This is a genomic window from Microbacterium sp. Bi98 (genome assembly GCF_918698045.1).
Lineage (GTDB): Bacteria > Actinomycetota > Actinomycetes > Actinomycetales > Microbacteriaceae > Microbacterium.
Genome location: NZ_CAKKLK010000002.1, coordinates 573,254 through 599,587, shown reverse-complemented (window position 1 = coordinate 599,587; position 26,334 = coordinate 573,254). Strand labels below are relative to the sequence as shown.

Genomic DNA, 26,334 nt, shown 5'->3' with positions numbered 1-26,334 from the left:
CCGTGATGCTATCACCGGCGCGGTCCGGAGGGCGAGGCTTCTATGATGTGGGCGGAGGCCAGTGATGCGATATGTCGGCGAGAGGGTCATGCAGGTCCTGCGTCAGCTGCGCGGACCCGACACAGCGGATGCGGTCTTCGAGGCCACCGCGCTCATAGTCGGGGCGGTGTTCTTCGTGCTCGGCTTCGCCATCGGGTGGCCGGTCTTCTGGGGTCAGGAGATGGCGATCAGCGGCACCGGCTCGATCGGCGCGTTCGCCGCCTACGGCGGCGCGATCACCGCCGTCCTGGCGTTCGCGCTCGGGCGTCTCGTCGTGCGACCGGCGGCGGTCGCGCCGGACGGCGCCCGCGATGGATTCAGCGTCCCCGGGGATCGGCTGCGCTGGTACGACCTGGCCGCCATCGCCTTCGCGCACGCCGCGATCGCGTACCTCGGATGGCTCGGAATCGCCGAACTGCTCGATCGCAGCTTCACCGACGCCCCGGTGTTCGCCTTCCCCGGGGCGATCCTGGTGGCCGTCGCGTTCGCTCTCACCGCCTATGTGACGTTCCTGAGCGCGGTGGCGCTCACGCCGATGGTGCTCTCCCTCGTCCTGGCGGTCTTCCTCGTGGTCGGCGCCTTCGCGGCGATGCTCGCCTCCAGCGATGTGCACTGGTGGCAGGACAACCTGTCGGCGCTGGGGATGAGCAGCAACAGCGCGTCTCTGGCGTTCAACGCGACGTTGATCATCGCCGGGGTCCTGGTGACGACGATCGCCCGCTATGCCACGGCGGGGCTGCCGGTCGACGACCACGTCGATCGTCGCGGACGGCGCGTGGTGCGAGGCGGGCTGATCCTGATCGGGATCTTCCTCGCGTGCGTCGGGATCTTCCCGGTCGACGAGTTCTTCCTCGTGCACAACACCGTCGCCACCGGGATGACCGTCGCGTTCGCCGTGATCGTCGTCGGGCTGCCCTGGTTCGTGCGCACGATCCCACGGGTGTTCGTGGTGCTCGGGTGGATCTACGTGCTCGTGATCGTGCTGCTCGGCGTGTTCTTCGCCGTCGGCTACTACAACCTCACGGCGGTCGAGCTGATCGCGGCGGTGCTGATCTTCAGCTGGATCATCGTGTTCCTCCGGACCGCAGGATCGGTGCACCCCGCCGCATCAGCGCACCCCGCCGGGTCCGTGCACGCGGGGCAGCGGCCCGGTCCGACCCCGGCCTGAGCGTCGGTCCTCAGCGCAGCGGCTGCGTGGCATCCGCCGTGCGCTGCAGCGCATGGACGGTGTGCGCGTGCCGGCGCTGGGCGACGCCGACGAACAGGCAGTCCACCAGTGCGAGCTGCGCGATGCGGCTCACCATCGCGCCCGCGCGGAGGCGAGGCTCACGCGCCCGCGTGAGCAGGGCGTGGTCGCAGTTCTCGGCGAGCGGCGAGGCCGGCCCACCCGTGACGCCGATCGTGGTGCCGGATGCCGCCCGTGCCGTCTGGAGGAAGTGCACGGTCTCGCGGGTCGTTCCCGAGTGGGAGAACCCGATCGCCACGGTCTTCCTCGCTCCGAGCGATGCGGCGGCGCTCGCCTCGTGCGCGTCCGTCAGGACGATCGCCGCATGTCCGATGCGGAGCAGCTTGCGGCCGAGATCCGCAGCCGCCTGTCCGCTCGCGCCGATCCCGAAGAGCAGGACGCGGTCGGCGTCGTCGATCGCCTCGACCGCGGCCGCGAGCTCGTCGTAGTCGAGGTTCGCGACGGTCTCCTCGATGGCCAGCAGCTCGAGTGCGGCGACCTTCGCGGTCGCCTCCCGCAGGGTGTCGGCCGCGGAGATCTCGGATCCGAAACCGGATGCCGCGGGGAACTGCACGGATTCGCGACCGAGCTCTGTGGCCAGCGCCATCCGCAGCGCGGCGTAGCCGTTCACGCCGATGGTGCGGCAGAAGCGGACGACCGAGGCGACCGACGTGTCGCACCTCGCCGCGATCTCGGTGATCGTGCTGTCGACGACGATGGTGGGATCATCGGCGATCGTCCGAGCGATGCGGGCCAGCGACGGCGGCAGCTTCTCGGCGGCCGAGGCGATCGTCGTCTGGATGCTCATGGCTCTCCTGCGTCAGAGGGGGATTTCGGGCGTGTGAACAATTCTTTCATGATCGGATGCTCGTGCGTAGACTATTTCCATGCCCTCTTCGCATGCTCTCGTCGCCGTCGACCTCGGCAAGTCGCGCTGCCGGGCCGTGATCGCCGAATCATCCGGCGTCGACTCTGGCGTCGTCTCTGCCGCCGATGAGCGTCGAGTGCCCCGGTGTCCCGTGTACGACGGGATCGGGGCTCCCGGGCTCGCGGCCGCAGGCGGCGTCGACGCAGCTCTCGCCGCGATTCTGCCGATGAGAGATCATCTCGATGCACAGATCTCCGCGGTCTCCGTGGGTGCGGCCGGAGCCTGGGCCGCCCCCGAGGCCGCATCAGAGCTCGCCGCCGTCCTCGCCGATGCCTTTCACGTGCCCGTCGCGGTGACCTCCGACGTGGTGTCCGCTCATGCCGGATCGCTCGGGGGCGGTGCGGGCGTACTGCTGATCGCCGGAACGGGCGCTGCGGCCCTCGGCATCGACGGCGAGGTGGCGACGCTGGTCGACGGGTGGGGTCCCGAGCTGGGAGACCTCGGCAGCGGATCCTGGTTCGGGCGCGAGGCGCTGCGTGCCGTCCTGCGCGCCTCGGTCGGGCTCGCGGTCGAGACCGTGCTCACCGATGCGGTCGCGGCGACGATCGGCGAGCCCACCGCGGTTCCCGCCTGGATCTCCATGGACGGGCCGGTGCCTCGCCGTCTCGCGACTCTGGCGCCGCTGCTCCTCGATGCGGCGCAGAGCGGCGACGCCGTCTCCGCGGACATCGCCGCCGAGGGCATCCGCCTGCTCGTCGCGTCGGCGATCGCGGCGTCCTCGAGCAGTCGCGAGGTCGCCCTGCACGGAGGGCTCACCGACCACGTCTGGTTCCGCTCGTCGCTCGCCCAGGCGCTCCGCGCCGCTGACCGCACGGTCGTCGTCTCCTCCGGCGATGCCCTCGACGGTGCGCTCCTGCTCGCGGAGCGCACCGATCTTCCCCACGAAAGGTTCGTGCATCGTGCCGAATGAACACGCCAGACTGACCGCGCTCCTCGACGTCCTCTCGACGCTCGGCACCGAGGCGTCGACGACCGATCGCGGCGACCTCGATCTGCTCGACACCGATGAGCTCGTGCGGCGCATGAACGCGGAAGATCATCGTGTGCCGGCGGCCGTCGGCGAGCGGAGTGCGGAGATCGCCGCGGCGGTCGACGGCATCACCGCCCGCTTCCGCGCCGGCGGACGACTCATCTATCTCGGGGCGGGCACCGCAGGCCGCGTCGGAGTTCTCGACGCGAGCGAATGCCCGCCGACCTTCGGCACCGACCCCTCGATGGTGGTGGGGCTGATCGCCGGAGGCGAGACGGCCATCCGGTCGGCGGTCGAGAATGCCGAGGACGACGACGCGGCGGCAGCGGCCTCGCTGCGCGAGCTCGGCCTCACCGAGCGCGACGCCGTCGTCGGGATCTCGGCGTCGGGTCGCACCCCGTACGTCGTCGGCGGTCTGGAGTTCGCTCGGGGAGTCGGCGCGCTCACCGTGGCGATCGCCTCGAATCCGGCATCCGAGATCGGTGCGGTCGCCGAGATCGCGATCGAGGTGGTCACGGGGCCCGAGTTCATCTCGGGATCGACGCGTCTGAAGTCGGGAACAGCCCAGAAGCTCGTCGTGAACATGCTCACCACGCTGTCGATGATCAAGCTCGGCAAGACCTATCACGGCGTGATGGTCGATCTTCAGGCGACGAACGAGAAGCTGCGCGCGCGCTCGATCCGCACCGTGACGGAGCTCACCGGCGCAGAGGTCGACCAGGCTTCCGCCGCCCTGGATGCGGCGGGGGGATCGGTCAAGCTCGCGATCCTGATGGTCGCCACGGGGGCGTCCGCAGAAGCCTCGGCCCACGCGCTCGACAGCGCCGACGGCATCCTCCGTGTCGCGATCGCCGCACTGTCGTGAGGGGTACCTTCGCCGCGTGCTTCCGCCAGGGCGTTCCCGATGACGACGCCGCGTCGACCGCCGAGGCCGACGCCGCGGCTCAATGGGAGCAGGTGCAGCCCTCGCCACCTCCGCAGCATCCGGCGTCCTCGGTGACGTGCGCCTGAGACGACTCAGGAACATCCATCGCGGGGTTCTGATCGAGGAAGCCGTTCGGCTTGAACCAGAATCCGGCATAGTCGACCGGCATGATCGGCCAGTCCTCGGGGCGCGGGAAGTGCGTGAGTCCGAAGGTGTGCCACAGCACGATGTCCTCGCCGTCGAGCGAACGGTCGCCCGCCGAGTACTCCGGCAGGCCGGAGCCTCCCTGGTGCGCGTTCGGATACCGGCCGGCCGGCCAGATCTGCCCGTGTTCATGGCGGGTGGCCCAGAGATGCTTGGTCGCGAACGCCGCACGCGCGGCGACGGATGACGCGGGGTCGGCCATCAGCAGAGCGGTGGGCTCCGGGATCAGGTGATAGGCCGTGGGGCGGCCGACGTGGTTCGTCCGAGTGGTGCTCTGCACCTCCCACGCGCGCGCGACCGAGGTGTCCGCCTCCCGCTGCGCCCCGCCCTCGGAGAGCAACGGAGTCTCCGACCACGTGAAGGCGTTGCCGAACGGGTTGTCCGGCCCCATCGGGATGCGCTGCGCGTCGATCTCGACCAGACGGTTCTCCTCGCCGTCGACGGCGACATCGAGCCGTGCGCAGAACAGGTGCTGGTGCACCGGCGCGAAGACGCCCGGCGCGAGCTCGGTGGCGTGCTTCTGCCGCACCCCCGGTTCGCCGGCGCCGGCGAACACGATCCCGGTGGCCTTGGCGACGACCTCGATCGAGCCGTCGAGGGAGAAGTGCCAGTAGAACCCGTAGTCGTAGTTGCCGATCGTCGAGAAGTACGACACCACGAAGCGGCGCGAGCGGCGCACGTCCGAGCGGCCGGCGAGGTCGGTGTGCTTCCAGAGGATGCCGTAGTCCTCCTCGTGCATGCACACCACGTTCGGGATGCGCACCGGATGGCCGTGGTCATCGGCGACATAGCCGTCGAGGTAGCGGATCACCCCCAGGCAGTCGCAGCCGAGCTCGAGGTGGTTCGCGTTCTTGCCGAGAAGGTACTCGCCGGCGTCGAAGTAGCTGATCCAGAAGCGCCCGGGTGCGGTGTCGCCGTAGGGCACGACCATCTCGGGCACGCTCGCCCGATTGAGCACCGACCGTCCGTCGAACCTGACGTCGTGCAGCACGAGACCCTCGCGAGCGTTGAAGCTCACCCGCATCGACCAGTTCTCCCACTCGACGAGCGAGCCGCTGACGGCGAAGCTGGGGCCTTCCGGCTGCGTGATCTCGATCGGCTTGAGCGAGGTGCGCGCGGCGCCCTGCACCTCGGGGTAGTAGTTTCCGTGGCCCGCCGGCACAGGCACGTCGCCCTCGTCGTCGATGCGGATCACGCTGTTCGTCGTGAGGTCGATGTGCACGACCAGCCCTTCGACGGGATGCGCCCAGGGGGAGTCGTGCTCGTCGTATTTGAGGAAGGTGAGAGAGCGGATGACCCGGCGGCCCACCTCATCGGCGCGGCCGGTGTACCCGGGTGCGAGCGGTCCGCAGAACGCGAGAGCCATGTGCGCGGCGAGCCCTCGGCGCGTCATCGCCGCCTGCCATTCTGGTGACGCCTTCGCGATCGCCTCAGCGCGCTCGTACTCCTCGAAGAGGTACTGGGGCTGGCCGTAGGGTGGCGCATCGTTGGGGACCCGCTCGGCGCGCAGCACCTCGCCGCGGGTGATCGAGACGACGACTTCGCTCGCGACGCCGGTCGCGGTGTCGAGCAGGGTCGCGTCGATGCGGCGATCGATGGGGGCGCCCGGCCTCCATGCGGCGAGTTCCTCCTTGGTGGGCTCATCGGGCAGCAGCATCGGCACGCGGACGGTCTCGCCGAGCAGTCCGGCGGACTCGAGCACGGCTCGGGCCGCCGCGATCTCCTCGCCGGTGAGGGGGTCGAGTGGGTGCGGCGCGGCGATCTTGTCGATGGTGACGGGCTGGGGGTGGGACATCGGCGTACCTCACTATTTCGAGCGTTCGCTCAATAAACGGATTGGGTCGATGGTACGACGGCGCGACGAGGCGCACAAGAGCACATCGTCAGCAGGCCGAGTGAGCGTGCGCGGCTGGCAGGTGGCGCGAGCGTGCGGGGTGTGGCAGTGACTCAGGCGCGCCAGGGCGCGAGGATGCTGTCGAGCACCGCGAGGTGAGCGTCCGCGCCACGGGGCTCGGTGACCTCCAGCACCTGCTGTCCGTAGGTGATCGAACGGAGCAGCGACATCACCGCGTGCTTCGGCGTGGTGGGGGACAGCTCGCCGTCGGCGACCGCTTCGTCGATGGCTTCGCTGATGCCGTTCTGCCAGGTCGCGCGAGTGGGGGAGCCGGCGTCCGGGTCTGAGGCGAGAGTCGCGAGGCGCCCCCAGAATCCGACGACGACATACGCTTCCGTGCGCGTCTCCGCGTCGACGGGGAGGACCTCCCGCATGAGGGCGTCGAGTCTGCTCAGCCCGCGGAGCCCGGTCGTCACCGACCGGATGCGCTCGTCGGTGCGTCGGGTGATCTCCACAGCGGCTGCACGCACGACGTCGTCGAATCCGTCGAAGTAGTGCCAGAGAGAGCCGGTGGCGACACCGAGCTCTTTGGCGACCGCGCGAGACGACACCGCTTCATGTCCGTCGCGAGCGGCGACGGCGAGCAGCGCCTCGGCGATCTGCCGGCGGCGCTCATCGTGGTCTACGACGCGGGGCACATGCCCCATCCTGGTGCATGAGCCATGGGTCTCGCTATTTTGAGCGATTGATCAATATGATGCGTGTGTGGATCACGTCCTCCCCGCAGCACCGTGGCTGATGGCGCTCGCCGCCGTCGTCTCGGCCGTTGCGTGCATCGCCGTCTGGCGGGCTGTGCCGTGGCAGGGGAGGCAGAGCGCCCTGATCATGGCAGCGGCGATGATCGTGATCGCGGTGAGCGGTGGCGATCCGCTGATCGGCCTGGTGGCCGCACTCGTGCTCCTCGTCTCCGCGATGCTCGGCACGGCGGGCGTGCGTGGAACGCCCGCGGCCGCCACCTGCTGTCACCGTGCACTGGTGTCGCTCGTCATGGCGATCTGCTCGTTCGAGAGCCTGTCGACGGGCCAGGCGATGGCGGGGGCGGCCGAGGTCGGGGCCCACGGTGGGCATGGGCTCGGCGGGCTCCTCTCGGCGCTCGTGATCGTCGGCGTCATCGGCGTCGTGCTCTGGACGGTCGTCGCCGAGTGGGTGCTCGTCCCCGTGCATCAGGGGCGTACCGCCCGCCTGCTCGCGGTCGAGTCGTGGGCGATGGCGGCGGGAGTCTCCGTCATGTGCCTCGGGTTCTGACGGCCGGCCAGTCGGATCCGCCACCGAGGCCGGTCGGGGCAGCGCGTGGCCTCTGATTTCAGAACCCTCGCGCCCGGCGCGTACCCTGGAGGCATCCCCCGAAGCTCACCCGGCAATCTCGCGCGCCGGCGACCTCGGCGCGCTCACACATGCAAGGACGCAGATGAACGTAACCGCTGCACCCCACGACGACTGGACGGCGAGAGAAGAGCTGGCCGAGCGGATGATCCCGCTCATCGGCGCCCTCAAGCGCGAGCGTGATGTGGTCACCTCCCTCCACGGACACCGACTTCTCGGTCTGTCGGCCACCGGCATCGTCGAGGTGCACGACAGGGTGGCGCAGCTCGGGCATGAGCGACTCGCCGTCGACGAGACTCTGGCCGTGCTCGAGGGCGTCCACGAACTCGCCCCCGGTGCATCCTCGCTCGACCTCGCGCGCCTCGCCGCAGGTCATTCCGACAGCGAGCTGCCCCTCGACGCCTATCTCGCCGAGGCGCTCGCGCCGGCGGTCGGAGCGGTCGCAGCGGCCCCCACCGATGTCGTGCTCTACGGCTTCGGACGCATCGGGCGCCTGCTTGCGCGCATCCTCATCGCGCACACGGGTGGTGGCAGTGGCCTGCGTCTGCGGGCCATCGTCGTGCGCCGCGGTTCGGAGAACGATCTCGTCAAGCGCGCGTCGCTGCTGCTGCGCGACTCGGTGCACGGCCGCTTCGCAGGCTCCGTGACGGTCGATGAGGACGCCGACCAGATCATCGCGAACGGCACCCGCATCCAGGTGATCTATTCGGACGACCCCTCGACGATCGATTACACGGCGTACGACATCCACGACGCGATCGTCGTCGACAACACGGGACGCTGGCGCGACGACGCAGGACTCAGCCGGCACCTGGAATCGACCGGCGTCGCTCGCGTGCTGCTCACGGCACCCGGCAAGGGCGCGCTGAAGAACATCGTGCACGGGATCAACGACGACACGATCGAGGCGGACGACCGCATCATCACCGCCGCCTCCTGCACGACGAACGCCATCACCCCCGTGCTCAAGGCGATCGATGAGGCCTACGGGATCGTGCGCGGGCACGTCGAGACTGTGCACTCGTTCACCAACGACCAGAACCTGATCGACAACTTCCACAGCGGCGATCGTCGCGGCCGCTCGGCCGTGCTCAACATGGTGATCACCGAGACGGGGGCGGCCAAGGCCGTCGCGCGCGCGCTGCCCGAGCTCGAGGGCAAGCTCACCGGCTCTGCGATCCGCGTGCCGACCCCCGACGTCTCGCTGGCCGTGCTGCACCTGGGCCTCGAGCGCCCCGCGGTCAAGGACGAGCTGAACGACTACCTGCGTCGCGTCTCGCTGCACTCGAAGCTGCGTCAGCAGATCGACTACGTCGAGAGCCCCGAGGTCGTCTCGACGGACTTCGTCGGCTCGCATCGCGCGGGCATCGTCGACGGTCTCGCGACCATCGCGAACGACCGCGACGTCGTGCTGTACGTCTGGTACGACAACGAGTACGGCTACTCCTGCCAGGTGATCCGCGTGCTCGAGGTCATGGCGGGCTCGCACCCCATCGTGCTGCCGGAACGTCGCGAGGTGACGTTGCACGGGTGAGTGCGCGATGTCGGTCGTGCCCGGCATGATGAGGGCATGAAGACCGCGACTCTGCGCGCCGAGCGGCTCCGCTCGCATCGTCTCAGCGCTCCGGCGCGCACGGTGACGCATGCCGCGTCGCACATGCTCGCGGTGCAGAGCCAGGACTTCACCGCCGGACGGTGGGTCCTGGCTTCGCGCACCCGTGGCGAGCCGCCGCTCCACGCGGTCGACCGGGCCTTCGCCCGGGGCGACCTGGTGCGCGCGTGGACCATGCGCGGCACGCTGCACATCATCCCGGCGCGTGACCTGCGCTGGGTGCTCTCGGTGACCGCCGCGCGGCAGCGTCAGCAGGCGGCGGGCAGGCGCCGCGATCTCGGGATCGATGCGTCGATGGTCGCCGCGGTCGTGGCGGCGGCGGTGCCGCGTCTGCGCGACGGAGGACTCACGCGGGCCGAGATGTTCGAGGTGTTCGCCGGTATCGGCATCGATCCCGCCGGGCAGCGCGGCATCCATCTGCTGAGCGAGCTCACCCTCGACGGGCTGATCTGCCAGGGTCCGGTCGTCGCGCGCGATGGTGTGAGCCGGGAGCAGCGCTTCGTGCTCGTCGAGCAGCACATCAGCGAGCATGCGGCGCCCGACGATCCGCTCGCCGAGCTCTTCGTGCGCTACATCGACGGGCACGGTCCGGCTGGGGTCGCGGACTTCGCCTGGTGGTCCGGCCTCACGCTGGGGCAGGCGCGCGAGGCGCGGGATCGCGCGGCGGCGCGCGTGGTCGAGGTCGACGAGGGGGTGTTCGTCGGCGTCGCTCGTCCGCGGCGGTCATCGAGTGCCCCGGCGGTGCGGGCGCTCGGAGCCTTCGACGAGTACTACATCTCCTACGCCGACCGCACGGACGTCTGCGCCCCTGAGCATCTCGCTCTCGTCGGACCGGGCAAGAACGGCATGGTGCGGGCGACGCTCGTCGCCGACGGCCGGGTGATCGGATGCTGGACGCACGCGAGCGCCTCGCTCGGGTCTCCGCCGGAGCTCTTCGAGTCAGTGCCGGATTCGCGGCCGGTCGACGACGAGGCGGTGCGGGCGGCCCTCGCTCGGTTCACGCGCTTCCTCGACGGCTGAGTCGCCGAGTCGGCGCGGATCACTCGCTCGCGTGGCGTCCGAGGAAGTTGTAGACCTCGTTGTCATCGACGCCGGGGAACGCGCCACGGGGGAGCGGCGAGAACATGTGGGTGTGCACGCGGGCGCTCGGCCAGGCCTTCCCGTTCCACCGTTCGGTGAGGTCGGCCGAGGGGCGGCGGCAGCACGCCTCATCCGGGCAGGTCGAGACCGCGCGGTCGGCGGTCTCGCGCCCACGCCACCAGCGCGCGTCGTCGAAGGGAACGCCCACCGTGATCGAGAACTCGCCGTCGGTCGAGGCGCCGGTCTGCGTCGAGCACCAGAAGGTGCCGGAGGGTGTGTCGGTGTACTGGTGGTGTTCGTTCGTGCGGTTCTGCTGCGTGAACGCCGCGCGCGCCTGGAACTTCCGGCACACCCGCTGGCCCTCGACAGCGCCCGTGACGTCCATCGGCAGGGGGAGGTCGTCGTTCTCGTAGACCCTCGTGATCGCACCGGTGGCGTCGACACGGAGGAAGTGCAGTGACATGCCCAGGTGCTGGGTGAGGAGGTTCGTCATGCGCATCCCGGCCGCTTCGTGGGTCACGCCGAATGCGTCGCGGAAGTCTTCGACCGCGAGGTTGCGATCCTTCTTCGCCTGCTGCAGGAAGGCGACGGACGCCGTCTCGGGCATCAGGCACGCGGCGGCGAAGTAGTTGATCTCGAGCCGCTGCTGCAGGAAGTCGGCGTAGTCGGTGGGCGGGGTGTGTCCGAGCAGTCGGTGCGCCATCGCCTGCAGCGCCATGGACCGCAGGCCGTGACCCCCGGGGATCGATGCGGGCGGCAGGTAGATGCGCCCGTTCTCGAGGTCGGTGACCGAGCGGGTCGAGTGCGGCAGATCGTTGACGTAGATCAGTTCGAAGCCGAGCTTGTCGGCCATGATGCTCACGGTGCGGTGCGTCAGCGCGCCCTGCACGTGCCCGGCGGACCGCAGCTGCTTCTCAGCGAGTCTCTCGATGTCCGCGAGGTAGTTGTTCTGCTCGCGCATCCGCAGACGCAGCTCGGTGTTCGCTCGTCTGGCTTCTTCGGGCGTGGCGATCGCCTCTCGTTCGCGTCGCTGGAGTTCGCGATGAAGGCCCAGAAGCGACTCGATCGTCTCGTCGCTCATCCCCTTCGTGACGCGCACGGGGGCGATGCCGAGCTGCCGGAACACCGGGCTCTCCTGGGCGCGTTCGAGTTCGATCTCGAGAGCGGCGCGACGGTTCGGCGGCTCGCCCGAGATGAGGTCGGTGACCTCGGTGCCCGTCGCCAGCGCGATGGCCTGCAGCAGCGAGAGCTTCGGTTCGCGCTTGCCGTTCTCGATCAGGCTCAGCTGCGAACCGGCGACGCCGACGAGTGCGCCCAGCTCATCGAGCGTGAAGCCCTTCTCGAGGCGGTGGTGCCTGATGCGGTGGCCGAGAGTCGCGAGGTGGATGCCGGAAGGAGCCATTCCTTGATACTAGCGAAAGAAGCGCGATTCTTATCGCCCGGAATGGCAGAAAGTCGTGCACGAACCGGAAGAAGATGGAACAAACGCCCCTCACTTCAAAGGAGTAGTCATGGCGATCGCCGAAGTCTTCACCCCCCGAGCATCATCTGTCGCACCTGTGCGCACCTTCGGGACGGCTCCGACGTATGACACCCCTGCGATGGCAGAGCTCGCCGCCTGGGTCGATGAGATCGCGGCGCTCACGCAGCCGGCCTCGATCCACTGGGTCGACGGCTCGCGTGCCGAGAACGACTGGCTGCTGCGCGGGCTCGTCGACGAGGGCAAGCTGATCAAGCTGAACCCCGAGTGGCGTCCCGGCTCGTACCTCGCCCGCTCGCACCCCAGCGACGTCGCACGCACGGAGGGCCGTACCTACATCTCGTCCGAGAGCGAAGAGGATGCCGGCCCGACCAACAACTGGGCTCCTCCTGCGCAGATGCGCGAGAAGATGACCGAGATCTTCGAGGGATCCATGCGAGGCCGCACGATGTTCGTCGTGCCCTTCTCGATGGGGCCCGTCGGGGGACCGCTCTCGCACATCGGCGTCCAGGTCACCGACAGCGCCTACGCCGTCGCGTCGATCGGCATCATGACGCGCGTCGGCGATGCGGTCACCCGCCAGATCGCCGACGGCGCTCCGTGGGTCAAGACCGTGCACTCGGTCGGCTCGCCGCTCGCTGCGGGAGAGCCCGACGTCGAGTGGCCCTGCAACGACGACAAGTACATCGTGCACTTCCCCGAGACGCTCGAGGTCTACTCCTTCGGCTCGGGCTACGGCGGCAACGCGATCCTCGCGAAGAAGTGCTTCGCCCTGCGCATCGCCTCGGTCATCGCCCGCGACGAGGGCTGGCTCGCCGAGCACATGCTGCTCATCCGGGTGATCGATCCCACGGGCAAGGCGTACCACGTGGCTGCGGCGTTCCCCTCCGCGTGCGGCAAGACGAACCTCGCGATGCTGCGCCCGACCATCCCGGGATGGCGCGTCGAGACGCTCGGCGACGACATCGCGTGGATCCGCCCCGGTGAAGACGGCCGCCTCTGGGCGATCAACCCGGAAGCCGGATTCTTCGGCGTCGCGCCGGGCACGGGCGAGTCGACGAACGTCACGGCGGTCGAGACCCTCTGGGGCAACACGATCTTCACGAACGTCGCGCTCCGGCCCGACGGAGACGTCTGGTGGGAGGGGCTGACCGATCAGGCGCCCGCCCACCTCACGGACTGGGAGGGTAACGACTGGACGCCGGACTCCGGCCGCCCCGCCGCGCACCCGAACTCGCGCTTCACGGTCTCGGCCGCGCAGTGCCCGCAGATCTCGGAGGACTGGGAGGAGGCGGTGCCGCTCGACGTGATCCTCTTCGGCGGACGTCGGGCGACCAATGTGCCGCTCGTCGTCGAGGCCACCGACTGGACCCACGGCGTGTTCCTCGGCTCCAACATCTCGTCCGAGCGCACCGCGGCCGCCGAGGGCAAGGTCGGCGAGCTGCGTCGCGATCCGTTCGCCATGCTCCCGTTCTGCGGCTACAACATGGCCGACTACTTCGGTCACTGGCTGAAGGTCGGCCGTGGTCTCCGGTTCGACCGCGCACCGCGCATCTTCCAGGTGAACTGGTTCCGTCGTGGCGCGGACGGCCGCTTCCTGTGGCCCGGATTCGGCGACAACTCGCGAGTCGTCGACTGGATCATCCGTCGCGTCTCCGGCGAGGTCTCGACGGTCGACAGCCCGATCGGTCGCCTGCCGCTGATCGAGGACCTCAATCTCGACGGCATCGACGTGCCCGAGGCCGACCTCGAGGAGCTCTTCTCGATCGACACCGACGCCTGGAAGACCGAGGCCGACCTCACCGAGGAGTTCTACGACACCTTCGGCGACAAGGTCCCCGCCGCCCTCCGGGCCGAGCTCGCCTCGCTGCGCTACCGCCTCGACAAGGCGTGACAGAGCGGGCGCCGGTTCGGGGGAGCCGGCGCTCCACGGCCCCCGTGGCCCCAGACCCGCGAAGGCGGGACGTCAGAGACGAACCCATGGCTGAGTGGTCTCCGGCATCCCGCCTTCGCGTACTTCTCCCGCTCTGACCGCGTGCGCCCCTGCCGCGACGCTCAGGCGAGCAGCTGGTGCCGAGCCAGGTCGCGATAGAGCGGCGTCGACTCGATCAGCTCGGCGTGAGTGCCCTGACCGACCACTGCGCCGTCCTGCAGCACGACGATGAGATCGCTGTCGACGACGGTCGACAGTCGATGAGCGATCACGATGAGGGTGCGATCGGTCGAGACCGCGTCGATGGCCTCGCGCATGCGCTGCTCGTTCACGCCGTCGAGCGACGAGGTCGACTCGTCGAGCAGCAGGATCGGTGCGTCGGTGAGCAGCGCGCGAGCGATCGCGAGACGCTGGCGTTCTCCTCCCGAGAGCATCACGCCGTCTTCGCCGACGGGGGCATCGAGACGCAGCGGATCGCGATCGAGCACGTCGCCCAGGTTCACCGCGCGCAGCACCTGTTCGCAGGCCGCATCCGAGGCATCCGGCGAGGCGAGACGCAGGTTGTCGCCGAGCGTGCCGGCGAGAGTGGGGGCGTCCTGCTCGACGTAGCCGAACTGCGCGCGCAGCTCGTCGCGCGGGTAGGTGCGCGAGTCGTGGCCGTAGAGGCGGATCGAACCGCCTGTCGGGTCGTAGAAGCGCTCCACGAGCGAGAGGATCGTGCTCTTGCCGGCACCGCTGGGCCCAACGAGCGCGACGCGCGCACCTCGGGGCACCGCGAACGAGACGCCGCGCAGCACCTCGCGCTCCGCCACGGCGGCCGAGTCGTCGGTCGGTTCGAGGTGCGCGTCGGCCAGAAGCGTCTGCGCCTCCTTCGCGGCGGCGAGGCGAGCGGCGACCACGTTCTCGGGATAGCGGAAGCGCACGTCACGGAACTCGATCGCCGGAGCGAGGGGGTCTGCCGCATCGCGGGGGACGGATGCGGCGATCTCGGCGTCGTGCTGGGTCTCCGTCGGCAGGTTCAGCACCTCCTGGATGCGGCCGAGGGCGCCGAGTGCCTGGTTCACCGAGGTGATCGCCCCGAAGGTGGTGGCGAGCGGCATCACGAGCATGAACAGGAACAGGATGAACGTGATCAGCGAGGCGATCGTGATCGTGCCGGCCGCGACCCGGAAGCCGCCGACTCCCAGCACCACCAGGAGCGACACCTGCAGTGCGACTCCGGCGATGGGGACCACGAGCGACGAGATCTTGGCGATCCGCACCCCGATGCCGTAGGCCTCCGAGGCGAGCGCCGACACGGTCTCGGTCTCGCGCTCGGTGGCTCCCGAGGCGCGCACGGTGCGGATCGAGCCGACGGCGCGCTCGACCCCGGAGGCGAGTTCGCCGACCTTCTCCTGCTGAGCGGTGGACGCGGTGCGGATGCGGCCGCTGAGCGCCGTGACGACGACGACCGAGGCTCCGATCACGACGACGATGAGCAGCAGCAGGACCGGGTCGATCACGAGCATGGCGATCAGCGCGCCGAGGAAGAGGATCGCGCTGCCGACGGCATCCGCCAGTCCCTGGGTGAGCACGGCGTAGAGCAGTGTCGTGTCGGTGCCCACGCGCGAGACGAGGTCTCCGGTCCGGCGGGCGTCGAACTCGCTGATGGGCAGGTGAAGGATGCGCGAGATCAGCTTGCGACGGCTCGAGTACACGACCGCGGTGCCGGTGCGCTGCAGCAGATAGTGCTGGTAGCCGGAGATGATCGACGACACGATCACGAGACCGACGAGGACCCACACCAGGATCCCGAGGCCCTGATCGGACTGCACGGCTTCGATGAGCTGCCCGACCAGCAGCGGTTGCGCGAGCGAGGTGGCCGCCCCGAAGACGCTGAGCACAGCGACGACGATGAGCGTGCGCCTGTGCTCGAAGAGGAAGGGGAGGAGCTGGCGGAAAGTGGCGCGCGGGCCGTCGTAGTGCGCGCCGCGTCCGCGTCGGCGTGATGTCGCCGTGCTGGACATGCGGGACCTCGTTCTGAAAGGGGGTAGTTCGACCGTACTTCGTGTGCGGGCGGATCCTGTGGATGGGCTGTATGAGTGTCAGTGCCTGCCGAAACGGCGGTGCGCCGCCTGCTTCGAGACGCCGAGGGAGCTCGCGATCGCCTGCCAGGAATAGCCGAGATTGCGCGCCCGTCGCACCTGTGTCTCCTCGGCCCTGGCCAGCTCGCTGCGCAGAGCGGCGAGGCGGTGGAGCTCCGAGAGCGGCTCGCCGGCGTCATCCTGTGCGATGGCGGTCTTCATGGTCATGGGGAACCTCCTGCGTCAATACTTGTTGACGATCGCCCCCTTGTCAACATGCATTGACGTTATCTCGGTGCTCAGGATGCGAGACTGGGCCGATGCTGTCCGCATCGAAACCCGTGCCCGGCGACCGCGTCGCCGTCCTGTCGCCCGCCTTCGCCGCGCCCGCGGTCGCGCCCGAGCTCCACGAGCAGGCGCTCAGCCGACTCGAGCGGCTGACCGGACTGATCCCGGTCGAGTATCCGACCACGCGGCAGCTCGATGCGAGTCCTGAAGCCCGGGCCGCCGACGTGAACGCGGCCTTCGCCGACCCGAGCATCCGGGCGATCCTGGCGACGATCGGCGGGGACGACCAGATCCTGGTGGTGCCGCACCTCGACGCCGCGCTCGCCCAGGCCGACCCGAAGCCGTTCCTCGGCTACAGCGACAACACCAACATCCTCAACTGGCTGTGGAGCCTCGGGATCCGCGGCTACTACGGCGGATCCACGGCCGTGCATCTCGGTCCCGGGCCCGCGGTCGACGACGTGCATCTGCGGTCGCTGCGCGCGGCGCTGCTCGACGGCGGCACGGTCGAGATCACGGAGCCCGGAGAGTCGGAGGACGTGGGGAGGCGCTGGACGGACCCGCGCGCTCTCACCGAATACGGCGATCGGGTCGCGACCGAGGACTGGACCTGGTCGGGTCCGGCTGTCCGCGTCGAAGGTCGCACCTGGGGCGGCTGCCTCGAGGTCGTCGATCAGCTCGCGCTCGCCGACAGGCTGCCCTCGGCATACGACCTGCGCGGCGGGATCCTGCTGCTCGAGACCAGCGAAGAGCGTCCGCCGGCGAGCTGGGTGGCGCGATGGATGCGCGGGCTGGGGGAGCGTGGGATCCTCGATGTGGTCGCGGGAGTGGTCGTCGCGCGTCCGCCCGTGAGCGATTTCGAGTTCCTCCCCTCGTCGACCGAGGCAGACGCGCTGCGCGCCGCGCAACGGGATGCGGTGATCGAGACGGTCTCGCGGTACAACCCCGACGCGGTGGTCTGCGTCGGGGTGCCTTTCGGCCACACGCGGCCGCAGTGGATCGTGCCGTTCGGCGGGACGATGGTGCTCGACGGCTCGACGCGCACCATCCACGCCGCCTACTGACCGCCGGACGACGAAGGGCGGCACCTCCCGAGGAGATGCCGCCCTTCGCGTGGACGAGCGCGTCAGAGTTCGACGGCGGCCGCGACTCCGAGGTCCGATTCGTAGTCGTTGTCCTTGGTCTCCTTCGACAGCAGGAGCGCGATGAAGGTCAGCACGCCCATCGCCGACAGGTACAGTCCCACCAGCCACGGAGCGCCGTCGCCGAGCTCCCAGAGCCAGAGCGCGATGAGCGGAGCGACGGCTGCGCCGAGGATCGACGAGACGTTGTAGGAGATCGCGGATCCCGTGTAGCGGACGTTCGTCGGGAAGAGCTCGGGCAGCAGCGCTCCCATCGGACCGAACGTCGCGCCCATGAGCATGAACCCGAACACGAGGAACGCCTGCGCGAGGGCGCCCGTGAACTTCGGGTCCATCGCGGGGAGCAGGAACGCATTGAACGTGAAGCCGAACACGATGATGAGCCCGGTGACCCACAGCAGCAGCTTGCGACGCCCGATCGTGTCGGCGATGGGACCGGAGAGCAGGGTGAAGATGCCGAAGAACACGACGCCGACGATCTGCATGAGCACGAAGTCCGTGTAGGCGAACCCGAGTCCCGGATAGAACTGCGCGGCGAAAGCCGACGCGTCGAAGTCCTTGCCCGTCGCCTCGGCAGCGGCCTGAGCGGCGGCGGACGCCGTCTCGAGCGTGGCCGGCTTCGTGCCGTACGCCAGGGTGAAGTTGGTCATCAGGTAGAACAGCACGTACGTCGCCAGCATGATGAACGTGCCGAGGATCAGCTGCTTCCAGTGGTGGCGGAACACGGTCGCGAGGGGCAGCTTGCGGATCGCGCCCTTCTTCTCGGCCTTCTTGAAGGTGTCGGACTCGACGAGCTTCAGACGCACCCACAGGCCGATGATGACCATGACGGCCGAGAAGAGGAACGGGATGCGCCAGCCCCACGACAGGAAGGCCTCGGACTTCAGTGCGGGGTTGTCGGCGTGGGGAAGCAGCCAGTTGATGCCGAGGAAGAGGAAGTTGGCGATGATGAAGCCGAGCGGCGCGCCCAGCTGCGGGAACGTGCCGTACCAGGCGCGCTTGCCGGCCGGAGCGTTCTCGGTGGCGACCAGCGCGGCACCCGACCACTCGCCGCCGAGGGCGAAGCCCTGAGCGAGGCGCAGGATCAGCAGCAGCAGTGCCGCCCACCAGCCGATCTGCTGGAACGTGGGAAGAAGGCCGATGATGAAGGTCGCGATGCCCATCGTGAGCAGCGAGGCGACGAGAGTCGCCTTGCGTCCGAACTTGTCGCCGAAGTGGCCGAAGACGACCGCGCCGATGGGGCGGGCGACCATGGCGGCGCCGAACACGGCGAACGATGACAGCAGCGACGTGGTGTCGTTGCCGGTGGGGAAGAACAGCACGGGGAACACGAGCACGGCCGCTGTCGCATAGGCGTAGAAGTCGTAGAACTCGATCGTGGTGCCGACCAGGCTCGCCGTGATGACACGCGAACGCGGGTTCGCGGGGGCGGTGGACGTACTCATACAGCTCCTTAGATCCATGGCCCGGTATACCAAGGCACCGAGAGATCCTACGCCTTCCTGAACGTTTGCTGGGTGCGTATGACATCCCGCTGGACCGCGTGCGTAGAGTCGGAGGCGGATGCCCGTGCCCACCCGAGACGGAGAACCGTGACGACGAGACTGCTGCTGATCGCCGATACGCATGTGCCCGCCCGTGCCAAGCGACTGCCCGACGCGGTGCTGCGAGCGGTCGACGACGCCGACATCGTCGTGCACGCGGGGGACTGGATCGACCTCGCGACGCTGGATCTGATCGAGTCCCGGTCGCGGCTGCTCGTCGGCGTCCACGGGAACAACGACGGCCCCGCGCTGCGAGAGCGACTGCCCGAGATCGCACGGCTGACGGTCGAGGACGTCGAGGTCGCTGTGGTGCACGAGACCGGACCGAAGCAGCGGCGCGAGGAGCGGATGGATGCGGCGTTCCCGGGCGTCGACCTGCTCGTGTTCGGCCACTCCCACATCCCGTGGGACACCGTCGCCCCATCCGGGATGCGCCTGCTGAACCCGGGGTCGCCGACCGACCGCCGCAGGCAGCCCGTCTGCACGATGATGTCGGTGGCGATCGACGGCGCACGGGTCGACGCCACGCTGGTGCCGCTCGCATGACCACCGCACCTCGCGCGGGTAACGACATCGAGGTTCCCGCGGCGTACCGCGCCCCGATGCGATCGCGCGACGACGGGGTGCGCGAGGGGCTCGCGGTCGAGCGCGCGCTGCGGATCGGGGTCTGCGGAGTGGGAGGTCGCCTCGACCGCATCCCGGAGTCGCCGGCCGACGCGCTCGCCGCAGTCGATGCCGCCTTCGGTGAGCGGGCGGCGCGCAGGCTCGAGAGGTTCTCCTCGGTTTCCGAGGGGTCGTTCGTCTGGACGCGCGACGTCGACGGACTGCTGTGGCTCGGCCGGATCGCCGGGCCCTGGCGCTACGACGCGTCGGGCGAAGCCCGTGCAGTCGACCTCGTGCACGTGCGCGCGTGCGACTGGCTCGATCGTCCGGTGGAGCCGGCCGCGGTGCCGTCCGGCGTGCACGAGTCGTTCGCGCGGGGCGGTCGCAACTGGCAGAGCATCACCCGGGCCGACGCCGCGCACCTCACCGCGGCCGTCTGGAGGTCCCGCCGCAGCGGGTGACGGGCCCGATCAGTCGGTCGGGCGCAGGTCGCGGAGAATGGCGTCATACCGGCTGAGGAAAGCGCGCTCGTCGAGTCGCTTGCGTCGGAGCCACGACGTGACCTCGTCGTTGCGCTTGCTCGCGTTGCAGGACCCGCACGCGGGCACCACGTTCTCGACGGTGTAGCGACCGCCGCGGGAGATCGGCATCACGCAGTCGCGTTGGAGCGCGATGTCGCCCGCTCCGCAGTATGCACATCCGCCCCAGGCCTCCTGCAGCGAGGCCCACTGCTCGGCGGTGAGGTCGTTGTCCGCTCTGGCCACCCGGCCCCGGCGCCGCTTCGCATGACGGGCGCGCGCAGCGGGCGTGGGGGTGGAGAATCTTCGGCGCGGCACAGACACACGGTACTGGGCGGATGCCCGTGCCTGTGATCTATTCCTCGGTGTCGCCGAGAGCGAGCGCCGGCACGAAGTCGGCCGTGGGCGCGAGCAGCTGCTCCAGCTCGAGCACGATGAGCCGGTTGTCTCCCGCTCGCGTCGTCGGGGCCGGCACGAAGAGGGTGCGCTGCGGCCCGTTGCGCCAGTACCGTCCGAGGAAGAACCCGTTGACGAACGCATAGCCCTTGCTCCAGGCAACGGTGTCGAGGAACAGGTCGGCGGCGGAGTCGAGCGCGAAGTCTGCGACCCACGCAGAGGGTGCGCTTCCCGGGCCGCTCGACGTGTTCCCGCCGCTGGAGCCGATCTCCGCCGCGATCCCTGCGACGTCCAGCGCGGTCGAGTGCCAGCCGGTCAGCGGCGTGCCGTCGAGGGCAGGAGCGCCGATCAGACCCTTCTGCTCGCCGAGTCGGTGGTCGTAGTTCACGCGGCCGCCCTCCTCGACGAGGATGCTGAGCGTCCGTCCCGCGGGAATCCGCAGGGAACGGTCGTGACGGGTGCGGGAGAGCATGCCGACGGGCTGGCCGTCGACGCTCACCCAGGCGAGGTCGCGCACCTCGTCGAGCACGAGCTGACCGCCGCGCCCTTCGGGAAGCTCGACGTCGTACCGGATCAGAGCGCTCAGGTGCTCCAGCTCGTCGAATGTCCGCGGAACTGCGGATGCGGGCGTCGATGCCGCGGCATCCGTCCATGATCCCGCCGGCTTCAGCGGCACGGAGAAGACCGGTGCCGCGGTGGCCGCGGCGGGCAGCTCGTCGGGGACGGGCGCGTACTTCGCGATGACGTCGCGGAAGGCGAAGAACTTCGCCGTCGGGTTGCCGGCCTCGTCGAGAGGCGCGTCGTAGTCGTATGACGTGACGATCGGCAGGTAACGGCCCTTGTGGTTGGCACCGTTCGTGAGACCGAAGTTCGTGCCGCCGTGGAACATGTAGATGTTCACCGAGGCCCCCGCGGCCAGCAGTTCGTCGAGATCGGCGGCGGCGGTGTCCACGTCGGTCGTGTGATGCACGCCGCCCCACCAGTCGAACCAGCCGTCCCAGAACTCGGAGCACATCAGGGGGCCGGTGGGCTGGTGGGCGCGCAGGGTGGCGAGGCGCTCGGCGCTGCGCGATCCGAAGGATCCGGTCTTGTGCAGCTCGGGGAGGCTGCCGTCTGCCAGCATCCGATCGGTCGGCTGGTCGACCGTGGTGAGGGGCACGGTGATACCGGCTTCTCGGGTGAGGGCGACGAGCGCCTCGAGGTAGTCCTTGTCCGAGCCGTACGCGCCGTACTCGTTCTCGATCTGCACGAGCACGACCGAGCCGCCACGGTCGATCTGCCGGGGCGCGACGATGTCGTAGACCCGGCGGAGGTAGTCGCTGACATCGGCGAGGAACGTCGGCTCGGAGGAGCGCAGCTCGCGCTCGCCCGCGGTGAGCCAGTTCGGCAGCCCGCCGTTGTGCCACTCGGCGCAGATGTAGGGGCCGGGCCGCACGATCGCATCCATGCCCTCCGCCTGGATCAGGTCGAGGAACCGGCCCAGGTCGTTCCAACCCGTGGCATCCCACTCGCCGCGCCGAGGCTCGTGAGCGTTCCATGCGACGTAGGTCTCGATCGTGTTGAGTCCCATCAGACGGGCCTTGCGGATGCGGTCCTGCCACTGGTCGGGGTGCACCCGGAAGTAGTGGATGGCACCGGAGATCACCTGGTGGGGGAGCCCGGCGCGGAGGAAGTCTGTCTCGCCGATGGAGAAGGAGGTCACGATGCGGTGCTTTCGATGGGGAGGGCCGGACGGAGAGCGAGTCCCCGTCCGGCCCGGACGTGCGATTACTTGTTGACGGCGAAGCCCTGCGAGTTGCCGTACTCGACCAGCGCGTCCTGCCAGGTCATGAGGCCCTCGTTCAGGTCGGTGCCGTTCTGGTACGACTGGCCCACGGTGTCTCCGAAGATGCTGTTGCCGTAGACCTGGTAGGGCAGGTAGCTCCAGCCCTCGACCACGTCGTCGGCCGCTGCGGCGAGGACCTCGTTGATCTTCTGGCCGCCGAAGTACTCGGGCGCGTCGGCGAGGAACTCCTCGCTCGACAGCTCGGCGGTCGTCGACGGGAATCCGCCGGACTCGAGGAACGTCGAGATGCTCTCCTCCGAGTTGTTCAGCCACCACAGGAATCCGGCGGCGAGTGCCGGGTTCTTGCTCTGCGTGGTCACGGCCTGGCCGCCGCCGCCGTTCTCCGCGGTCGCCGGGGTGCCGTCGTAGGTCGGCATCGGAGCGACGCGCCAGTCACCGGCACCGTCGGGGGCGCCCGTGATCAGGTTGCCCGGCATCCAGGCGCCGATCACGAGGGTCGCGAGGCTGCCGTCGCCGAGAGCGCGGAACCACTCGTCGCTCCAGCTGCCGTAGGGCGCGAGCAGGTCCTCCTCGACGAGGCGGTTCCAGTTCTCGGTCCACTTCTTCGATCCGTCGTCCTGCAGGTCGATCGTGACGTCGGTGCCCGACGTCTCGAACGGCTTGCCGCCGGCCTGCCAGATCATCGAGGTCGCGAAGCCGGCGTCGCCGGTGTCGTTCGTGATGTAGGCGTCGGGGTTCGCGGCGTGGATCGCCTTCGCCGCCTCGTAGTACTCGTCCCACGTGGTGGGTACGGTGACGCCGGCGGCGTCGAACACGGCCTTGTTGTAGAAGAGCGCCATGGGGCCGGAGTCCTGCGGGAGGCCGTAGATCGCGTCGCCGTCGGTGACGGAGTTCCAGGTCGAGGCGGTGTAGTCGTCCTCGAAGTCGGCGAAGCCGTACTGCGAGAGGTCGACGAAGGCATCCGTCAGCGCGAACTGCGGGAAGGCGTAGTACTCCATCTGCACGACGTCGGGGGCGCCGGAGCCCGCCTTGATGGCGTTCTGCAGCTTGGTGTACTCCTCGTTGTTGGTGCCCGCGTTGACCACGTTCACCTTGACGTTCGGGTACTCCTTCTCGAACGCCTCGACCTGAGCCTCGGCGGAGGGGGTCCACGACCAGTACGTGATCTCGCCGCCCTTCTCGAGAGCGGCCTCGACGGAGTCGAACGAGCCGTCGCCGGCAGCGCTGCCGCCGGAGCCGGAGTCGCCGGTGCTGCAGCCGGCCAGCGCCAGCGCTGCCACGGTTCCGGCCGCGAGCACCGTGAGGGTGCGCCGTGCGCCGGGTGAGGGAAGGTGCTTCATTGCTGTGTCCTTTCGGGGGTGCGGTCCAGCGTCGGACCGACAGGGGGCGGTGCGGAGGGTGCCGGAGGCTACTGCTTGACGCTTCCGGCGGTGAGACCTGACTGCCAGAACCTCTGCAGCAGCAGGAAGGCGATGACGATCGGGATGATGGTGAGGAGGGAGCCCATGATCACGAGGTTGTAGATCGGCTGAGATCCGGCGCCGATCGCCTGAGCGCTCCACTGGTTCAGGCCGACGGTGAGCGGGTACCAGGCCGGGTCGGAGAGCATGATCAGCGGCAGGAAGTAGTTGTTCCACGTCGCGACCACGGTGAACAGGGTCACCGTCACGATGCCCGGTGCGAGCAGTCGCATCGAGATCGTGAAGAAGGTGCGGAACTCTCCGGCGCCGTCGATGCGGGCCGCTTCCAGCAGCTCGGTCGGCACGGACTCCGACGCGAACACCCAGATCAGGTACAGACCGAACGGGCTGATCAGCGAGGGGATGATCACCGCCCACGGGGTGTTCGTGAGCCCGAGCTCGCTGAAGAGCAGGAAGGTCGGCACGGCGAGGGCGGTGCCCGGCACGGCGACCGCGCCGAGCACGACGGCGAACACCGCGCGGCGGCCGGGGAAGCGGTACTTCGCCAGGCCGTAGCCGGCCATGGTGGCGAGCAGCGTCGCGCCTCCGGCGCCGACCACGACGTAGAGCAGCGTGTTGCCGAGCCAGCGCAGGAAGATGCCGTCCTGATACGAGAAGGTCGCCACCAAGTTGTCGACGAATGCGAAGTCGTCGGAGAACCAGAGCCCGAACGAGCTGAACAGCCCGGACTGCGTCTTGGTCGAGCTGAACAGCAGCCAGACGAGCGGCACCAGTGTGTACAGGGCGTACATCACCATGACGATCAGCAGGATCTTCGACTTGCGCGGATTCATTAGATCGTGGCGCTTCTGCGAGGGACGGGCGAGGGGGAGTGCCATGTCAGCGCACCTCCGACTTCGAGCCGCGCAGCTGCACGACGTAGGCGATCACTGCGGTGATGACGCCCATGATGATGGCGATCGTCGCGGCGTAGTTGAACTGCTGTCCGGCGAACGAGAGGTTGTACGCGTACATGTTGGGGGTGAAGTACGTCGTGATCACGTTCGGAGCCAGGGGCCGCAGGATGTTGGGTTCGTTGAAGAGCTGGAAGCTGCCGATGATCGAGAAGATCGTGGCGATCACGAGAGCACCGCGCACCGAGGGGATCTTGATCGAGAAGATCGTGCGCCATGCGCCCGCGCCGTCGAGCGACGCCGCCTCGTACATGTCGGTGGGGATGGTCTTCAGCGACGAGTAGAAGATCAGCATGTTGTAGCCGACGAACTGCCAGGTCACGATGTTGCCGATCGAGACCAGGATCCACTCCCGGGCGAAGGGCGTGATGAGGTCGCTGCCGAGGAAGTCGTTGAAGTTCGACGTCAGACCGAACTGGTCGCCGTAGATGTACCCCCACATGAGCACCGCGACGACCGCGGGCACCGCGTACGGCAGGAAGATCAGGATGCGGAAGAACGATGCGCCGCGCAGACGTGCGCTGTCGAGGGCGAGCGCCGCGGCCAGCGCCAGGACGAGCATGATCGGCACCTGCACCACGAGGAACAGCACCACGCGGCCGAACGCCTCCCAGAACTGCGGGTCGGTGAGCGCGCGGACGTAGTTGTCGAACCCGACGAACGCCGTGCCGCCGATCAGCTTCTCCTGGAAGAAGCTGAGGTAGAGCGCGTAGGCGAGCGGGGTCAGGAAGACCAGGGCGAAGACGACCATGAACGGGCCGACGAAGGCCCATCCCTTCCAGTCGCGCTTCTCGCGCCGGCGGATGCCGTGGTCCGCCAGGGCTGCGGAATCTTGAGTCGTCATTGACGAGAACCTTCTTAGAGATCGGGCGCTCACGGCGCCGTGTGTCAACGTCAACATATTCGATGCACTGCTAGTGTGTCAACGTCAACACATGAATGGATGAGTGCTCGTGACCTCGGTACAGTCGGCAGAGCCGCCGCAGCGGCGGCGAGACCCCTCCATGGAGGACGTGGCCCGCGAGGCCGGTGTCTCCGGACAGACCGTGTCGCGCGTCGTGAACGCGCGCGGCTACGTCGGCGCCGCCACCAGGGAGCGCGTCGAAGACGCCATGCAGCGGCTCGGCTACCGGCCCAACAGTGCGGCTCGTGCGCTGCGATCCGGCCGATTCCGGGCGATCGGCGTCATCATGTTCTCCTTCAGCTCGTACGGCAACCAGCGCACGCTCGATGCGATCGCCGTGCGCGCCTCGCAGAGGGGATACGCCCTCACCCTCATCCCCGTCGAGTCGAGTGCCCGCGACACCGTCGCGGGAGCCTTCCGCCGCCTGGAGGAGCACGCCGTCGACGGGATCATCATCGTGATCGAGGCGCATCAGCTCGACGAGGCCGAGGTCGAGATCCCCGACGGTCTGCCCGTCGTGCTCGTCGACTCGAACCGCGGCACGACTCACCCGTTCGTCGACACGGATCAGGCTCAGGGTGCGCGCCTCGCGACCGAGCACCTGCTCGACCTCGGCCATGAGACCGTCTGGCACGTCGCAGGACCGGCGAAGTCCTATTCCGCAGAGCGTCGACGCGAGTCCTGGCGCTCGACTCTCATGGATCGCGGCATCGAGGCACCCGAGCCGCTGCAGGGCGACTGGTCAGCCGAATCCGGCTATCGCGCCGGGCTCCGCCTGCGTGACGACGACGGCGTCACCGCCGTGTTCGCGGCGAACGACCAGATGGCGATCGGCGTCGTGCGGGCATTCCGCGAGGCCGGTCGAGACATTCCCGGCGACGTCAGCGTGGTCGGGTTCGACGGCCTGCCGGATGCCGCCCAACTGTGGCCGCCGCTGACCACGGTGCAGCAGCATCCCGAGAAGGTCGGCGCTCTCGCGGTCGACGCCCTCCTCGCCGAGCTCGATGGGGGAGAGCGCAGTCAGACGCCGCTCGTCGGCACCGAGCTCATCGTGCGCGAGAGCACGGCAGCGCCGCGGATCTGAGTTCACACGGCGAGGGACA

The 26,334-nt window shown here is 69.0% G+C and carries 23 protein-coding genes; 11 read left to right on the top strand and 12 right to left on the bottom strand.

All coding sequences use genetic code 11. The features are described 5' to 3' along the window. Positions 1-64: 64 nt before the first annotated feature. Complete coding sequence (locus tag LQZ85_RS06605; RefSeq protein ID WP_056277805.1) at positions 65-1,207, top strand: DUF998 domain-containing protein; 1,143 nt, start codon at positions 65-67, stop codon at positions 1,205-1,207. Positions 1,208-1,217: 10 nt separating this feature from the next. On the opposite strand, the gene LQZ85_RS06600 is transcribed toward LQZ85_RS06605, so the two are convergent. Further along, positions 1,218-2,072: a MurR/RpiR family transcriptional regulator gene (locus LQZ85_RS06600; protein ID WP_056277809.1), complete on the bottom strand. Its 855-nt coding sequence runs from the start codon at positions 2,070-2,072 to the stop codon at positions 1,218-1,220. A 79-nt stretch (positions 2,073-2,151) separates the two neighbouring features. Here LQZ85_RS06600 and LQZ85_RS06595 point away from each other — a divergent pair, with 79 nt between their 5' ends. Together LQZ85_RS06595 and murQ are read left to right on the top strand one after the other, a co-directional pair. After that, positions 2,152-3,102 carry a BadF/BadG/BcrA/BcrD ATPase family protein gene (locus LQZ85_RS06595; protein WP_056277812.1) on the top strand — a complete coding sequence of 317 codons (951 nt, stop codon included), beginning with the start codon at positions 2,152-2,154 and terminating at the stop codon, positions 3,100-3,102. Continuing rightward, entirely contained in the window at positions 3,092-4,027 is a 936-nt protein-coding gene (gene murQ, locus LQZ85_RS06590) for an N-acetylmuramic acid 6-phosphate etherase (protein ID WP_056277815.1), read from the top strand. Before LQZ85_RS06595 ends, murQ begins: the two co-directional genes overlap by 11 nt. Before the next feature lie 79 nt (positions 4,028-4,106). Here the strand turns inward: murQ and LQZ85_RS06585 are convergent, their stop codons facing one another. Together LQZ85_RS06585 and LQZ85_RS06580 are read right to left on the bottom strand one after the other, a co-directional pair. Further along, positions 4,107-6,086, bottom strand: a complete 1,980-nt coding sequence (locus LQZ85_RS06585) for a primary-amine oxidase (RefSeq protein ID WP_056277818.1) — start codon at positions 6,084-6,086, stop codon at positions 4,107-4,109. 152 nt (positions 6,087-6,238) lie between these two features. Next, positions 6,239-6,832 (bottom strand): TetR/AcrR family transcriptional regulator, encoded by a 594-nt coding sequence (locus tag LQZ85_RS06580; RefSeq protein WP_230100684.1) that lies wholly within the window; start codon positions 6,830-6,832, stop codon positions 6,239-6,241. A gap of 58 nt (positions 6,833-6,890) precedes the next feature. On the opposite strand from LQZ85_RS06580, the gene LQZ85_RS06575 reads away from it, so the two are divergent. The 3 genes from LQZ85_RS06575 to LQZ85_RS06565 all read left to right on the top strand — a co-directional run bounded on the left by LQZ85_RS06575 (position 6,891) and on the right by LQZ85_RS06565 (position 10,140). Further along, on the top strand, positions 6,891-7,430 hold the full coding sequence (locus LQZ85_RS06575) for a hypothetical protein (RefSeq protein WP_056277822.1): 540 nt from the start codon (positions 6,891-6,893) through the stop codon (positions 7,428-7,430). Positions 7,431-7,593: 163 nt separating this feature from the next. Beyond that, positions 7,594-9,042, top strand: a complete 1,449-nt coding sequence (locus tag LQZ85_RS06570; RefSeq protein WP_056277826.1) for a glyceraldehyde-3-phosphate dehydrogenase — start codon at positions 7,594-7,596, stop codon at positions 9,040-9,042. 36 nt (positions 9,043-9,078) lie between these two features. Next, entirely contained in the window at positions 9,079-10,140 is a 1,062-nt protein-coding gene (locus LQZ85_RS06565) for a winged helix DNA-binding domain-containing protein (RefSeq protein ID WP_056277829.1), read from the top strand. 19 nt (positions 10,141-10,159) lie between these two features. Here the strand turns inward: LQZ85_RS06565 and LQZ85_RS06560 are convergent, their stop codons facing one another. Continuing rightward, a complete protein-coding gene (locus tag LQZ85_RS06560) occupies positions 10,160-11,602 on the bottom strand; it encodes an XRE family transcriptional regulator (RefSeq protein WP_056277833.1) in 1,443 nt (480 codons plus the stop codon). A gap of 109 nt (positions 11,603-11,711) precedes the next feature. On the opposite strand from LQZ85_RS06560, the gene LQZ85_RS06555 reads away from it, so the two are divergent. Continuing rightward, the gene (locus LQZ85_RS06555; RefSeq protein WP_056277836.1) at positions 11,712-13,574 is read left to right on the top strand and encodes a phosphoenolpyruvate carboxykinase (GTP); all 1,863 of its coding nucleotides are present in this window, start codon (positions 11,712-11,714) and stop codon (positions 13,572-13,574) included. A 161-nt stretch (positions 13,575-13,735) separates the two neighbouring features. Here the strand turns inward: LQZ85_RS06555 and LQZ85_RS06550 are convergent, their stop codons facing one another. Both LQZ85_RS06550 and LQZ85_RS06545 read right to left on the bottom strand, forming a co-directional pair. Beyond that, on the bottom strand, positions 13,736-15,619 hold the full coding sequence (locus LQZ85_RS06550) for an ABC transporter ATP-binding protein (protein WP_056277840.1): 1,884 nt from the start codon (positions 15,617-15,619) through the stop codon (positions 13,736-13,738). A 78-nt stretch (positions 15,620-15,697) separates the two neighbouring features. Continuing rightward, entirely contained in the window at positions 15,698-15,904 is a 207-nt protein-coding gene (locus tag LQZ85_RS06545) for a hypothetical protein (protein ID WP_053095473.1), read from the bottom strand. Positions 15,905-15,996: 92 nt separating this feature from the next. On the opposite strand from LQZ85_RS06545, the gene LQZ85_RS06540 reads away from it, so the two are divergent. After that, a complete protein-coding gene (locus LQZ85_RS06540; protein ID WP_056277842.1) occupies positions 15,997-17,028 on the top strand; it encodes a S66 peptidase family protein in 1,032 nt (343 codons plus the stop codon). A 62-nt stretch (positions 17,029-17,090) separates the two neighbouring features. Here the strand turns inward: LQZ85_RS06540 and LQZ85_RS06535 are convergent, their stop codons facing one another. Beyond that, the gene (locus tag LQZ85_RS06535) at positions 17,091-18,551 is read right to left on the bottom strand and encodes an MFS transporter (protein WP_053095475.1); all 1,461 of its coding nucleotides are present in this window, start codon (positions 18,549-18,551) and stop codon (positions 17,091-17,093) included. 147 nt (positions 18,552-18,698) lie between these two features. Between LQZ85_RS06535 and LQZ85_RS06530 the strand changes: the two genes are divergently transcribed. Further along, positions 18,699-19,196, top strand: coding sequence for a metallophosphoesterase (locus tag LQZ85_RS06530; RefSeq protein ID WP_056277844.1), 498 nt, complete (start codon positions 18,699-18,701; stop codon positions 19,194-19,196). Continuing rightward, on the top strand, positions 19,193-19,714 hold the full coding sequence (locus LQZ85_RS06525; protein ID WP_056277847.1) for a hypothetical protein: 522 nt from the start codon (positions 19,193-19,195) through the stop codon (positions 19,712-19,714). Before LQZ85_RS06530 ends, LQZ85_RS06525 begins: the two co-directional genes overlap by 4 nt. Positions 19,715-19,723: 9 nt before the next feature. Here LQZ85_RS06525 and LQZ85_RS06520 read toward each other — a convergent pair whose 3' ends face one another. The 5 genes from LQZ85_RS06520 to LQZ85_RS06500 form a co-directional block, all read right to left on the bottom strand. Beyond that, positions 19,724-20,089, bottom strand: coding sequence for an HNH endonuclease signature motif containing protein (locus LQZ85_RS06520; protein WP_053099033.1), 366 nt, complete (start codon positions 20,087-20,089; stop codon positions 19,724-19,726). Between the two features lie 37 nt (positions 20,090-20,126). After that, on the bottom strand, positions 20,127-21,869 hold the full coding sequence (locus LQZ85_RS06515; RefSeq protein WP_056277850.1) for a beta-galactosidase family protein: 1,743 nt from the start codon (positions 21,867-21,869) through the stop codon (positions 20,127-20,129). Positions 21,870-21,934: 65 nt separating this feature from the next. Then, positions 21,935-23,293 (bottom strand): sugar ABC transporter substrate-binding protein, encoded by a 1,359-nt coding sequence (locus LQZ85_RS06510; protein WP_056277853.1) that lies wholly within the window; start codon positions 23,291-23,293, stop codon positions 21,935-21,937. A gap of 68 nt (positions 23,294-23,361) precedes the next feature. After that, positions 23,362-24,207 (bottom strand): carbohydrate ABC transporter permease, encoded by an 846-nt coding sequence (locus tag LQZ85_RS06505; protein ID WP_056277856.1) that lies wholly within the window; start codon positions 24,205-24,207, stop codon positions 23,362-23,364. Between the two features lie 46 nt (positions 24,208-24,253). Further along, entirely contained in the window at positions 24,254-25,171 is a 918-nt protein-coding gene (locus LQZ85_RS06500; protein WP_056277859.1) for a sugar ABC transporter permease, read from the bottom strand. A gap of 160 nt (positions 25,172-25,331) precedes the next feature. Here LQZ85_RS06500 and LQZ85_RS06495 point away from each other — a divergent pair, with 160 nt between their 5' ends. Further along, positions 25,332-26,315: a LacI family DNA-binding transcriptional regulator gene (locus LQZ85_RS06495; protein WP_082586541.1), complete on the top strand. Its 984-nt coding sequence runs from the start codon at positions 25,332-25,334 to the stop codon at positions 26,313-26,315. Positions 26,316-26,334: the final 19 nt, after the last annotated feature.

Coding starts and splice junctions, on each gene's coding strand:
- LQZ85_RS06605 (WP_056277805.1), top strand. CDS start 65: ATGCGATATGTCGGCGAGAGGGTCATGCAGGTCCTGCGTCAGCTGCGC.
- LQZ85_RS06600 (WP_056277809.1), bottom strand. CDS start 2,072: ATGAGCATCCAGACGACGATCGCCTCGGCCGCCGAGAAGCTGCCGCCG.
- LQZ85_RS06595 (WP_056277812.1), top strand. CDS start 2,152: ATGCCCTCTTCGCATGCTCTCGTCGCCGTCGACCTCGGCAAGTCGCGC.
- LQZ85_RS06585 (WP_056277818.1), bottom strand. CDS start 6,086: ATGTCCCACCCCCAGCCCGTCACCATCGACAAGATCGCCGCGCCGCAC.
- LQZ85_RS06580 (WP_230100684.1), bottom strand. CDS start 6,832: ATGGGGCATGTGCCCCGCGTCGTAGACCACGATGAGCGCCGCCGGCAG.
- LQZ85_RS06570 (WP_056277826.1), top strand. CDS start 7,594: ATGAACGTAACCGCTGCACCCCACGACGACTGGACGGCGAGAGAAGAG.
- LQZ85_RS06565 (WP_056277829.1), top strand. CDS start 9,079: ATGAAGACCGCGACTCTGCGCGCCGAGCGGCTCCGCTCGCATCGTCTC.
- LQZ85_RS06560 (WP_056277833.1), bottom strand. CDS start 11,602: ATGGCTCCTTCCGGCATCCACCTCGCGACTCTCGGCCACCGCATCAGG.
- LQZ85_RS06555 (WP_056277836.1), top strand. CDS start 11,712: ATGGCGATCGCCGAAGTCTTCACCCCCCGAGCATCATCTGTCGCACCT.
- LQZ85_RS06550 (WP_056277840.1), bottom strand. CDS start 15,619: ATGTCCAGCACGGCGACATCACGCCGACGCGGACGCGGCGCGCACTAC.
- LQZ85_RS06545 (WP_053095473.1), bottom strand. CDS start 15,904: ATGACCATGAAGACCGCCATCGCACAGGATGACGCCGGCGAGCCGCTC.
- LQZ85_RS06540 (WP_056277842.1), top strand. CDS start 15,997: ATGCTGTCCGCATCGAAACCCGTGCCCGGCGACCGCGTCGCCGTCCTG.
- LQZ85_RS06535 (WP_053095475.1), bottom strand. CDS start 18,551: ATGAGTACGTCCACCGCCCCCGCGAACCCGCGTTCGCGTGTCATCACG.
- LQZ85_RS06525 (WP_056277847.1), top strand. CDS start 19,193: ATGACCACCGCACCTCGCGCGGGTAACGACATCGAGGTTCCCGCGGCG.
- LQZ85_RS06510 (WP_056277853.1), bottom strand. CDS start 23,293: ATGAAGCACCTTCCCTCACCCGGCGCACGGCGCACCCTCACGGTGCTC.
- LQZ85_RS06505 (WP_056277856.1), bottom strand. CDS start 24,207: ATGAATCCGCGCAAGTCGAAGATCCTGCTGATCGTCATGGTGATGTAC.
- LQZ85_RS06500 (WP_056277859.1), bottom strand. CDS start 25,171: ATGACGACTCAAGATTCCGCAGCCCTGGCGGACCACGGCATCCGCCGG.
- LQZ85_RS06495 (WP_082586541.1), top strand. CDS start 25,332: ATGGAGGACGTGGCCCGCGAGGCCGGTGTCTCCGGACAGACCGTGTCG.